At 37.1% G+C, this 13,105-nt stretch carries 6 protein-coding genes; 5 read left to right on the forward strand and 1 reads right to left on the reverse strand.

The genetic code is table 11. From position 1 onward, the window contains the following. Positions 1 to 274: 274 nt before the first annotated feature. The 5 genes from Bccel_RS27310 to murA all read left to right on the forward strand — a co-directional run bounded on the left by Bccel_RS27310 (position 275) and on the right by murA (position 12,392). The gene (locus Bccel_RS27310) at positions 275 to 5,170 is read left to right on the forward strand and encodes an S-layer homology domain-containing protein (RefSeq protein WP_036939976.1); all 4,896 of its coding nucleotides are present in this window, start codon (positions 275 to 277) and stop codon (positions 5,168 to 5,170) included. Between the two features lie 10 nt (positions 5,171 to 5,180). Then, a complete protein-coding gene (locus tag Bccel_RS27315) occupies positions 5,181 to 9,083 on the forward strand; it encodes an S-layer homology domain-containing protein (protein ID WP_036939980.1) in 3,903 nt (1,300 codons plus the stop codon). A gap of 70 nt (positions 9,084 to 9,153) precedes the next feature. Further along, positions 9,154 to 10,008: an S-layer homology domain-containing protein gene (locus tag Bccel_RS27320; protein WP_036939982.1), complete on the forward strand. Its 855-nt coding sequence runs from the start codon at positions 9,154 to 9,156 to the stop codon at positions 10,006 to 10,008. A 298-nt stretch (positions 10,009 to 10,306) separates the two neighbouring features. After that, positions 10,307 to 11,065 (forward strand): YwmB family TATA-box binding protein, encoded by a 759-nt coding sequence (locus Bccel_RS27325; RefSeq protein ID WP_050753938.1) that lies wholly within the window; start codon positions 10,307 to 10,309, stop codon positions 11,063 to 11,065. Positions 11,066 to 11,132: 67 nt separating this feature from the next. After that, entirely contained in the window at positions 11,133 to 12,392 is a 1,260-nt protein-coding gene (murA, locus tag Bccel_RS27330; RefSeq protein ID WP_036939984.1) for a UDP-N-acetylglucosamine 1-carboxyvinyltransferase, read from the forward strand. Between the two features lie 331 nt (positions 12,393 to 12,723). On the opposite strand, the gene Bccel_RS27335 is transcribed toward murA, so the two are convergent. Beyond that, entirely contained in the window at positions 12,724 to 13,023 is a 300-nt protein-coding gene (locus Bccel_RS27335; protein ID WP_036939987.1) for a hypothetical protein, read from the reverse strand. Positions 13,024 to 13,105: the final 82 nt, after the last annotated feature.

Consider the following 13,105-nt stretch of genomic DNA (forward strand, 5'->3'; position numbering starts at 1 on the left):
CAAAGTTTAATCTATTTATAACTTGTCTTACAAATAAGAAAAATAAATGGAATAAAACTTTTGAAAACTCTTAATACCACCCCCCCATTGATACAGAGTAATAAAGTTTTTATATTTTAAGTATACTATAAACACTTTTACATGTCAAAACATTCATTTTAACATTAGGTAATAATGTGTGTCAATAAGTGCATTTTAAAAAATATGCCCCTAATCTTATAATTTTTAAATGCCGATATATATTACTAGACATATAAATAGAGGTGGCGGTTTTATGAAATCTGTGAGGAAGCTGCTGGCAGTATTCTTGACCATTATAATTGCTATTGGAAATTTTCCCGTGAGTCAAAAAGTGGTAAATGCTGCAGCATCAACTTTCTATCTTACGGCATATGCATTCGATTCGGAGAAATTAACCCTTAGATGGCCTGCCTTGGCGGGGGCTCAGTCTGTAAAGGTGGTATATCATACTCCTACTGAGCCTGTTGAGATTAAAGAAATCAATAGTAATCAGATTACAAATACCATTGATGTTCCAGGCCTTCTGGACAATATTGTATATGACATAAGGCTGGAGGTATATGGAAGCAGCGGTTGTACAGGCCCGGTTATTGGAAGAGGCCTTTTGTATTTTTGCCCAAATATAAGCTTCAGTGCAAAGGTACTGGAACAGACCAGAAAGGCTGTTTTGGGAGGAGGCTATGAAATTGGGGTTAATCCTGCTTTAAATCTTAAGTGGACCATTCCAAAGGTATGGGTTTCGGCTACCAGCACCTTTGAATATATAAATGAGCCGGAGGCCATGGCTGAGATTCAGCAAAAAATAAATTCGTTTTATAACGATACAAGAGAATTTACCACTTTTAACTTTAGGATAAATATATCTACAGACTATAACAGTTTAAACAGTGGTTCAGCTCAATCAGCTATACTGGTGAACCAGGTGGCTCCTGCTGATTCATCATACAAAGCTAGTGTGTCGGGAAGCAGTGCAGAAGCTGATGTAAATGCGATGGATGAGGCTGGGAGTGTTAATTTTGATTTGATAGGAAGAGCAAGCAGTTCATCGGAATTGCCTGCGGCTCAAGCGTCTTACCAGCTGCCTGACGCTGATTTATTACCGGGGACAGTGTATTACATGAATATTAAGCCAATTGTTAAAAACTCGTCCGGGACTACTGTTAATGCCATAACAGTTGGGGCTGCAATCACACAGAATGGAAGCCGTCTGATGGGGGCTACTCCTTATGTTTATACGCCATTAAGATTTCAGATTTCCAGAGATGAAGCAAATAACGTATATGTCAAAGTATATAGAATTAATCAGGGCAGTCTTGATTTGCCCGCTTTAAAGTATGAAGTACAGACAGGTGATGATCCTACAGTTGAGGGTGACTGGAGGGTGAGAAAAAGTCTCAATGACAGTTACTTTCCAAATGGGTCTGCCTACGCATTGACGGCATTTACTGTGAGTAATGCTAATAACCTCATCTATTACAAGGTGGTTGTCAAGACTGATTCCTCTAGTGACAGGCTGGAATCACCCAAAATGCCATATACGATAAGTGAGGATAATTCCAGGCCGCCAGTACCAACAAGCCTTACAATTGTTGACAGAACTGCAGTCCCAGGAGAAATAACAAATCCTCAAAACAATGCTGTAGTCAATATTAAATCAACTGACGTTACTATTTCCTGGAATAAACCTTCGAACTGGAATGAAGTAAGAAATGCTGATCCATATGACGAAAATGAGGATTTATATTTTCACTTTCTATTAAGCACAAGCCAGACTGATATATCTACTCTGCCATATCCAAGGCTGGAGTTTAACGGTATGCTTTATGGTGAATTTCAGGCGAAATACAGGCTTGTAAAGTATGTCAGTGCCAATTCTCCCAATATTGTTGAGGATGGAAACAGGCTTGTATACAAGTTGGAGGGTTTTGAACTCTTTAAGGGTGAGGATGCGGATGGCATTGCAGATAATGACATTATAAATCCTGACGGTTACCCAACGTATCTTATACCCAATAAGGTGTATTATTTGCAGATGTATACCGCAAGCGGTGCTTATAAAGGATCTACAGATAAGGAATGGATTTCTGACAGGTCGGTTCCCATAAGCTTCACAACTCTAACAATGGGTGGAAGAGAAGTGCCTATGCCTTATAATTTAAGGCTTACAAAAAACAACAGTGAAACAATACCAGGTCCGCCTGTGGAAATTTCCAATAACATTGAGCTCCAATTTGAGAAGATAAATATTAACTGGGCTGATTATACATCAAACTTGAGTGTTACAAAGGCTGTTTATTATGACTTGTATGCCAGTAACAGTACAGATAAGGATTCATTTATAAAAGTAGGCTCCACCGACAATCCCCTTGGAGATGTTAAATTCATAGGGACCGATGCACAGAGCACTTCAGTTAAAGTAACGCTGTATAAGTTTTCCGAGGGAAACCTGGATAATTTGGATCCTTCACCCTACAGCGTATTTGGACCAAAGTTAAAGCCTAACACCACATACTATTATACCCTCAGGACCAGGTTGATTTTCGGGTCTTCTTTACAGGAATCCATGTTTACGGCTATATTGCCTGTAACCACTGTAAATGGCAGACTGTCGCCTCCAGATGAATCTTTGAGAAATCCTATAGCACCTATTGACTTTTCAATTGCTAGGGACAGGTCTGGTAATCTTATGGTATCTGGATCAACTGTGGTGTTTGAGTGGAAAAACAGGGAACCTGATGTGAAGTATGAGATTATATGCACAACAAATATGATTGCATCTGATGCTCCCGCATCTATGTATACTGATGATATGTACTACAATAGCTTTAGGTCTGCTTTGGGAAATTTGTCTCTTGATCCAGATGAAGTGCCCTTAGCTGATAAATTTACATATGATGACTTGGCAAAAAAGTGCCAATATTCCATAGACAGCTGGATTTCACCAAATAAATTGTATTATTTCAGTATAAGAGCTGAAAATAAAACTAACGGCAAATCCAGTGCCTGGGTTTGCATACCAGTAACAACGCTTTTGGTTGAGTCTCCGGCTAACCTTATACCTATAACCGATTCTGAGATAGGTATTTCATGGGAGGATACAAGCGTAAACACAACTCCGGATGACTTTAAAATTTTTATTAAAGGCCCGGATGATAAAGACTTTAAAGCGTTGACAAGGGCTAATTATGTTGTGTCGCGGGAAAACACAATTTATTACGGAAGGATATTTAACTTAAAATATAAATCTTTATATAATGTTAGAGTTTATAAGGGAAACTCAGACCTTTCACTTGCTCTTGAGAAGAATGGCATAGTAACCATGGATAAAGATCATCAGGTGGAAGTAAAATGGAAGGGAAGAAGCGGCTATAAATATGAATTGGCAATAAAATCATCTGATGATGTGGAGTATACAATATTGTCAGATTCAGATCTTGAGCAGTTTGTAGACATGAATTCGGAAGTTCTTCCATATTATGTTGAAAAGTCACCGGAACTTGGCGGTACCAACTTTTATAACTTTTATGCAAGAATCAAGACTATTGCTACAATGCAGCCAGATGGTACTGTTAAGCACGTCCCTCTAAAATCAAACATGAAATATTATATAAAAGTCCGTGCATACAAGGTTGACTCCCTTGATACTTCTGCTGTTTCCTATTCAAAATATGCGGGTCCTGCAGATATAAGAACGGAGTTTAATCAGGATGACTATGATAAGACCGACCAGGATACAAAGGAAAAAGCCATACTCCTTGATAAAATAGGTAAAATGGAGGAAAATCTCCTGTGGAAGATGGCTGTAAACAGTGATACAAACAAGCTTCTTCTTAAGGGAGAGCGGATGGAAAATGTACTGCAGAACAATGGAAGGTACCCTTATATTCTTGATATTTCGCCATCCGCAAATATTGATACAGATGTTGTATATATACCAGCAGGCATAATAAAACTTATGAACACTGAAGATAGAAGCCTTGTGATTAAAACTTTGGGAACTGAGTTTACGATAAGACCTAGAACACTGGATTTAAGCAGCGTAGCTAAGACAAACAATTATAACTTTGAAAGTGAATTCTTTAAAATGACTATCTCACGAAGTACCGGTGGTGCTGTCATGCCTGGGAATTCCATGCTTGCCTCAAAAATTACTTCAATTGGGTTTAAGGCAATAGATGCAGAAAAAAATGCTTCTGAGGTGGAAAAATTGATAAAGGATAAGCTGTACAACAAAAATACGGGACTTATCCAGGAGAGAATAAACCTTGTCTTGTCCTCGGATTCTATAAAAATGACGCCCAGCGAGATGGAAAAGTACCTTTCGGATCAAACTGATGATTTGATTAAAGTATTAGCCAACTATATAGAAAAAACCATTGAAGGTCATGGAACTACTCCGGGAATTATAAAAAGTGAGGCACAAGTTACACAACTTAACGATGCTATGCCAATTAAGCTTACATATAAAGGTTCCAAGGGAAAAGTATATCCTTATGTTCTTAACACAGGAGAAACTTCATGGAGGAAGCTAACGGATAAAGCTTATACAACAGAAGGCGACGGGGTTTCGTTTACATCTTCCAGCACAGGAAAATACGCTGTCATTACAAATTCCAATTCTATATCAGATATGCCCGAAAACAGCATGGCTGCTGAAGATATAAGAAAGTTTGCGGCAAAATATGACTTAAGCAAAGTATTTGGAACAAACGGATCAATATACCCTGAAAGCACACTAACGGTAAAAGATGCTGTGAGTTTGTATGAGCTCATAACTAGTAAGGGAAAAGGTGCGGCAGGTCTTGATACAAAACAGAAGATCTCAGCAATGGGCCTCACAGATATTTTTGGGAGTGTGGGTACGATGAAAAGCATTGAAAAGCAGGAGCTTGCAGGAATTGTTGCAAAACTTTATGCATCAAAAATGAGCATTGATATAGAAAACTTTGAGCCTTCAATAAAACATCAAATTAGCGATGAAGGATCCATATTACCAAAACTAAAAAAGTATGTGGTTCTTTGCATTGATATTAAGGTGCTTAATGTTGATGAAAAGGGTAACTTCAAGCCGGATACTCCTGTTACACGGGCTCAAGTCATATCAGCTATAGTCAGGGTTTTAGAAATGACTGGTGATTTGCAAAGGTGAGGTGAAAATTATGAAGTCCTTTAAGAGAATTTTAAGTCTGATAGTTATTGTTGTTATTCTTGCGACGATTAATCCTTATTATTACAAGGTTGCTTATGCTGCAAACGCAGATATATCTCCCCAGGAAGCACCGGAGAGACTGAGGGTTGAAGCAATAAACGCTGAAGAACCTCCAATTGGGTATAATGAGTTTGACGGCTATTATGTCGATTTGAAATGGGACCAGGTAACATTTCCTAATGATTCAATTTCAGGATATATAAACGTTCACCTGCAGGAGGTAAACAAACCATATAAACCTGCTGTAACAGTAGAACTGAGGGAAAGGGACATTCCAGGAGGCACTACCCAGATAAGGCTTAAGAATCTTAAGTCAGGAACAATTTATTATGCCACCCTGACTGCTTACCACACCCATTCAAATGGAAACACGACCTATAACAGTGCATTATCTGTTGAGTCTAACAAAGTAAAATTTATGACTGATATGAATCTTATAGGTTCATCATATGGAGTAAGTCAGCTTAAAATTGAGTGGGATGATGTATGGAATGTAGGCAGGAGGATTGACTATAAGCTCTATGTGTCAGAAACCCCAGAGTTTAACAATGTTCAGCCCATCTACGTGGGAGAAGGACAGATAGAGCCACTAGGACCTATAAAGGTCAATCAGATTTCCGGCAGGCTGGAATATGTACTAACAGTTAATGACCCAGGCAGGGTTTACTATATAAAAATTGTGCCTGATATTGTGGAGGCCATCCTTAAAAAAACCGATGAATCAAGTGTAATAATGGTTAGTAGCTTTATTATAGCCAGAACCAGCAAGATATCCGAAACAGATGAAGGAAGCATCTGGAGGTTTGACTGGAGTGCTGTTGTCACTGGATTAAGCAGCACAGATATGACAATTTCCTATCAGATATTTAGGGGTGATGTGGAAAATAATGATGTTCCGCAGTATATGGCATCTGTTGATGATACAAACTTTTTTATTACGCTGCCTCCTGGAGAAAATAGATATTACTATACAATTATCGCAAGTATAACAAAAAATGGAGAGGATGTATATCCTGGAATAAAGATTAAGTCCGATAGAATTTTGTTAAATGAGCATGATATAATAACCACTCCTGGAGTACCTGATATTACAGATCTTTTTGAAAGGGTTACAGGAGATACCATAATCAGCTATGAGGATGAACTTAAACCCAACAGTGCTACTGTTCTTTGGAGGGTGCCCCAAAAAGGGGATGGAAGTATTGATACAGAGATTTCATATGATATATGGCTTATAGATAACCCAAACCTACTGGACAATCCACCTGAAGGCAATAGAATTGAGCGTGATTTTAAGCCTTCATCAGCAAATTTAATCATTAACGGAACTGAGATTAAAGGCTACAAGTATACTGTTTCAAACCTGACTGCTAACTCTACATATTATTTCAAAATAATTGCAAAAAAAAGTCTGGTAGACTATGTTGATGGCAGGCTTCAAAGTGTAGTAAAAAAATCAGATCCTGCAGTAAAAGTAATAATTACCCCATCGGAAGGTCCCATAGATCAACCCCTAATTCCCGGAAGGCCACCATTTAGCATTAAAATGACAGATGAAGGTCAGTCTGCTATTACAGCAACAACTGCAACAATAAGGCTTAAAAATAAATGGTATGAAAAGTTTAATGATGAAATTGGAAAATGGGAGTATGTAAGGACAGAAAAGTTAAGTCAGGACGATATTCCGGTTTATTCACCCACACCAGAAACATTAGATGGCAAAAACTACCGTGTTGTAGAGTATGATTCAGGTGTTACAATAGATGTAGGATGTGTTGAATACATTGAAGGAATGTCATATAATGACATTGAGAATATAACTGCCAACAAGATAACCGGGTTTCCGGTCACTCCTAACGATGCAGCAGAGAATGGCAGTTTAAACCCTGATGGAAGAAAGCATAATGTTGACATCACATTGACAAACCTTATTCCAAATACTACTTACATCATATGGGTAAGAGCTGCAAGAAGGAGTGTAAGTCTTATATCAGGTCCATCGGACCCCATAGTCATAACAACGGACCCTGATGTTGTACCACCTATAGTTAAGCCTACAGTGCCTATTTTTAATTATGGCCTTGCAGGGGATACTTTTGTGGATCTGGGATGGAATTTTAATAATAATTACAAATATACTTTAAAATACGGTACTGTAGAAAATATAAATTCAACTACTGGAACAGTACAAATTAGCCCTGAGGATCTTGCAAATGCCAATTTTTACAGGATAAAGAATCTTTTGCAGGATACGCTATATTTTTTCTGGGTTCAGGCTGAAACGATCACAGGAGGCTCTAAATCGGAATGGAGCGACTCATATATTTTAAAGACTCTGCCTTTAAATCCTCCTGAAACTCCTGCAGGCTTTGGTGTAAAAAACGGTGATGATGCTATTACAAAAAACAGCATAACATTTGAATGGGTTATGGATGAAGGCATGGAGTACAAGCTTGAGGTCGCATCAGATGTTAATTATAAGAATATGACTGAATATAAATGTAAAAATGTGTCGGAGTTTAAAGTTGAGAGTCTCAAATCCAATTTCAGGTACTATGCCAGATTATATGCATATGACCCAAAAAAACAGGCCTACTCCGCTCCAACACAAAGCATAACTGTACGGACTGAAAGAAGTGATGACGATTATGATTCAGATCAGGATATTGAAAATATACTTACAGGTGAGTTTGTAGTTGTTGATCCAAAGCTCATCAACAATATTTGGAATATTAGTATTACCGGATCAAATGCCGATAGATTTGTAGAGCATATGCAGAATGACAAAGTAATTGATTATAAAATAGATTTAACCAATCCTCCTGCTAAAGCAAGCAATATTAAAATAACAATTGGAAGTAAAGTTTTGGATGCTATGGCAGTTCTAAAAGAAAATATGGTTATCACAGCAGACAGCGATACTGATGGAAAGCTGCAGTTTATATTTGGAAATGATATGCTTGCCGAAAAAACAAGAATGTCTTTATCAAAGAAAGTGGGAGAATTTAATTATGAACTTAGCATTGTATTTCCTGGAACAAATGAGAAGGAGGGAAGCTCCAACCTGGAATTTAAGACAAGCGATGTGATTATTGGGTTGACTGCTAATGGGAAGGGCAGCTTGTCTACTGTGCAAAAGTTTGATCAGCCGATGAAAATTCTCTTTCCATATACCGATTACAGCTGGTATAGGGAGGGCAAGACAAGCGGATATGGATTTGATAATGAAAGTATGAAATGGAACAAGCTTAAAACAAGTGCTGTATTTGATGAGAATGCAGGAAAAGGGTTTGTAAAGGTTAATGCTGAAAAGCCGGGCAATATTGCTGTTGCAGAACCCGGAAAAAGCTATTATGATGATATATCGGGCAATTGGGCAGAAAGTTCAATCAATAACGTAGCTTCCAAATGCAATTTGAAAAGCATAGAAGGCAGTTCTTTTAATCCTGATAAGAATATTAGCCTGGGAGAAGCAGTAAAGCTTATGCTGGATGTGATGAATGTTAATTATGGCAATGATTACATGACAAAAGCATCGAGAGCTAAGATTATTACTGAAAGTGAGATTGGGAACCAGGGAAATAACTGTACAAGGGAAAAGGCAATTGCTATGATAAGCAGGCTATATGAAATAAAAACAGGTAAATCCGCTAATGCTTCAAGTTCAGAAAATACAGGGTTTAAAGATATAGGTGCTGTATCTGAAAAGTATGCCAAACAGGTTAATTTTGCAATACAAAACGGCATAGTTACAAAGAGGGATACCAATTACCTGAACCCATCGGGAACTGTTACTCGAGCGGAGGAAGCGGCAATGATAGAGAAGCTTCTTATTCTTACCGGTGAGCTATAGTATCTTATTTGGTTTGTTATTAGTCATGATCGAAAAATAATAGCAAAGCGAAATTTCCTTGGAGGCTTTTATGAATACACTATATAAATATGCTGTTGGCCTATTAATTGCAATAATACTTGTAAATATTCTTCCAATCGGTATTTCTTATGCACATGGGGTTGTATATGATACTGTTTCAATTGAAGGGAACAAATTAAGAATAACATTAAAATGGAGTGACCCTTATGATAAGAGGGGAATATCCATTGCATTCTATCATTTAAAGAACGGCAAGACTTTAAATATAGGCTATGAGATAAAGGATGGAGCAAAAAATATTGCATCACTGGATTACAGCCTTGCAGGAGCTATTGTTCCAATAAGGGTTGTGCTTACAAATATTTCACCAGGGGCAGACCTACCATTTAAAGATATCAAAAATACCGAGGCTGAAGAATTTATAAGGCATCTTCACGACATGGGTATTTTAAACGGTAAGGAAAGGGATTTCTATAAACCTAAAGATCTAGTTTCAAGGGCTGAATTTGCAGTTCTGATTACTAAAGCATTAAATTTGGAAATAGTTAAATCCGGTGACCTTAAGTATAAGGATATCTCAAAACACTGGGCTAGGGATTATATTAATACAGCATCAGAAAATGGATTCATATCAGGCTATAATGACGGTACCATGAGACCGGATAACAATGTCACTGTAGGAGAGGCGTGTACCATTTTATACAAGGCATTCAAACTTAAGACAAATTACAATGGAATATATGACAAGCTAAAGCAGGATAAATGGTACAGCCAATATGTAAAAATAACTTTTGATCTCCATATTTTATCGACAAGTGACAGCATTTATAGAAATTTTAATGAAGAAGCATTTATAAATAGGGCAAATTGTGCCATCATATTAAGTAGAGCATTATCAAGATAAAAAGCATTATTAGTTTTACATTTGGCAGAGCAAAAATAAAATCACTTGTGATTTTGCAACCTTGGTGTTGTCGTGAGAAATTGTTGTGTAGAATACATAACAATTTCCTAGACATTAACGAACGGTTTTTACGGGATTTGCGATAGACAAATGTAAAAAACTAATTGATTTTTATCAAGATGAAAGCATTTTTAGATTTAAAAAAATATGTATATACCTCGTCTAATGGGCAATAATTTAATAGAATTACGCCCGTATTATTTTCTTTTTGGCGAAATAAACGAAAAGGACTGAGGTTATGAAAAAAGCAGTTTATATGTTGATTTCCATAGTCATTCTGATCAGTATTATTCTTACCATAAGGTATTTTGAAAAATCACAGAAAGATAACGGATCGGTAGATGTACTTTCGCAATCTTTTAAGGCATCAGGTGCCCAGTTTTTAAGAAGTGAGCTTTATTTTTGGGGAAGGGTAAAAAACAGCAATTTAAACAGCTTATGGTCTATTGGTAAAAGTGTGTTGACAAACATTGGAGTAAGCGAAAGCAATATACATATAAATAATGAAAACAATTGTGAAGAACAGCAAAAAATCCAGGTTTTTAACAATCTGGATCAAAATGAAAACCCGATTATAAGCCTTCAAATAGATAAAAACGGTAACAAACCTGAAGAGAGTTTTATATCGGCTAACCTGATAAGCAAGGAGCCATACGAAAGTCTTGAGGGTGTGAAACAAAAAGTATTACCGGTATTTGATGAATTAAAAACCAAGCCCAAAGTTACAGCTTGTATAATGGGAACATTCCAGGGAAAGAAGGAACCATACCTGCTTGATGACATATGCAGGAAAGTTTTAAAGGAGGTGAGTGCGCTTAGTGTTGAAGAGTTTAATGACGGGAAAACTGCCAGCGTGAGTGCATATTCACCGTTGATTAAGGACTCTATTAATGTAAATGGTAAAGAAATAAACATAAATTTAGCGACTAGATATAATGCAATAGAGGATAGGACATATTTATGGCTTGCGACACCGATAATAACGACAGAATATTAATAACAATAAATGACCTATATCTATTAACCAAAGATAAATACAGTTAATATACGAAAGGGAGATTAATGTGTCCAAATTAATAATATCATGTGGAACGCCTCTTAAGGGTGAGGTAAGAATCAGTGGTGCCAAAAATTCGGTATTGCCGATAATGGCAGCTTCTTTGCTGGCTGATGGCAAGAGTGTTATTGAAGAAATTCCTTATCTAAACGATGTTAGAGTTATGGGAGAGTTGATTAATTCTTTAGGTGCTGGAGTGGAATTTTCAAATTCAAAAACTACAGTTTTAATTAATCCATCCGATATTACAAATACCACGGCACCTTATGACTTGGTCAACAAAATGAGGGCATCATTTCTAATCATGGGACCTCTGCTTGCAAAATACGGTGCTGCAAGGATACCCCTGCCGGGAGGTTGTGCTATAGGCTCAAGGCCTGTTGATCTCCACATAAAAGGGTTTTCTGCAATGGGGGCGGAAATAACTCAAGGACACGGATTTATCGAAGTTAGAGTAAATGGAAGGCTTAAGGGCAGCAAAATCTATTTGGATTTTCCAAGCGTTGGGGCTACGGAAAATATAATGATGGCAGCAGCAATAAGCGATGGCCAGACAATAATAGAAAATGCAGCTATTGAACCGGAAATTGTTGATTTGGCTACATACCTGGGGACAATGGGGGCAGACATTAAAGGTGCAGGTACGGATACAATCAGGATTAATGGAGTTGACAGGCTAAAAGGTGCTAACCATACAGTGATACCTGATAGAATTGAAGCAGGAACATATATGGTGGCGGCTGCTATAACCGGAGGAGATGTTAGGGTTGATAATGTGGTGCCGGATCACTTAAAGCCTGTAACGGCAAAGCTTCGAGAAGCGGGGGTTGAAGTGTCTGAGGAGCTTACAAGTGTCCATATTAGAGCTGGAGATGATATAAGAGCAGTGGATATAAAAACTCATCCTTATCCTGGATTTCCTACAGACATGCAGGCACAGATGACATCACTTATGAGCAAGGCTGAGGGCACAAGCATGGTGATTGAGACAATATTTGAAAATAGATTCATGCATGTTAATGAGCTTAAAAGAATGGGTGCCAACATCAAAATAGAGGGCAGAAGTGCAATAATAGAAGGCAATCCCAACCTTTTAGGTGCTCAGGTAAAAGCTACAGACCTAAGAGCGGGAGCTGCACTAGTGTTGGCAGGTCTTGCAGCAGAAGGTATTACCGAAATTACAGACATAGAACATATTGAAAGAGGCTACGTGGACATAGAGAAAAAACTTAAATCCCTGGGAGCAAACATAAAAAAAGTTGATTAAGTTTTAAAATTTAAAATTGAATAGTTGGTATAGTAGAATAAAAAAAGTATCTTCGATATTTGAAGGTACTTTTTTAATGTCTTATTCTTTTTTAAAACTTGGATTTTTATACAGGGAAAGTAGCAAAGCCGAAATGCCGCCAGGATAATCAATATACTAAGGCATGATTGAAATATTACTTCCTGCTTTAAGCATGTGCTCATGAGTTAAGTGAACACAAAAGCCAAATTATACGGGAAGTTATATTTTTAACATGCCTAAATTACTTTAATATATCTAGTATTTGACAGCATTTCTGTATAAATCAAATATTTATTTAATGTGATAAAATTTAGGTTGGAAATAAAAGTCCATAGAAGCTGTCGTTTTCTATTTTTCCAATTCCATATCCGTAACAAAATGCCTGATGCATGCCTGAGAGTATTAGGGATGTCAAATATTCACGTTCTTCCTTATCAAGGCCTTTATCCATATTTTTCATAAAACATTTGGTTTTGTTTTCAGCAATACTGTGAATAGCTTGACTGGTTTGTACTAGATCATTCTGAAGCTTGGCACTTCCCAGCTTTATATATGCTTTTACCGTGTTTTCAAATTCTGTATAATCGTTTATATTTTTGTTATTTGACATGATATTTTACTCCTTTTATATAACCAGAATTTTTGAGTGATACTATTAAGATTATTGCCAATATTAACAAAAATAGTATGAC

The organism is Pseudobacteroides cellulosolvens ATCC 35603 = DSM 2933, assembly GCF_001262605.1.
In the GTDB taxonomy this organism is placed as follows: domain Bacteria; phylum Bacillota; class Clostridia; order Acetivibrionales; family DSM-2933; genus Pseudobacteroides; species Pseudobacteroides cellulosolvens.

Excerpts from the sequence above, each read along its gene's own strand:
- Bccel_RS27310 (WP_036939976.1), top strand. The coding sequence starts at position 275 with ATGAAATCTGTGAGGAAGCTGCTGGCAGTATTCTTGACCATTATAATT.
- Bccel_RS27315 (WP_036939980.1), top strand. The coding sequence starts at position 5,181 with ATGAAGTCCTTTAAGAGAATTTTAAGTCTGATAGTTATTGTTGTTATT.
- Bccel_RS27320 (WP_036939982.1), top strand. The coding sequence starts at position 9,154 with ATGAATACACTATATAAATATGCTGTTGGCCTATTAATTGCAATAATA.
- Bccel_RS27325 (WP_050753938.1), top strand. The coding sequence starts at position 10,307 with ATGAAAAAAGCAGTTTATATGTTGATTTCCATAGTCATTCTGATCAGT.
- Bccel_RS27335 (WP_036939987.1), bottom strand. The coding sequence starts at position 13,023 with ATGTCAAATAACAAAAATATAAACGATTATACAGAATTTGAAAACACG.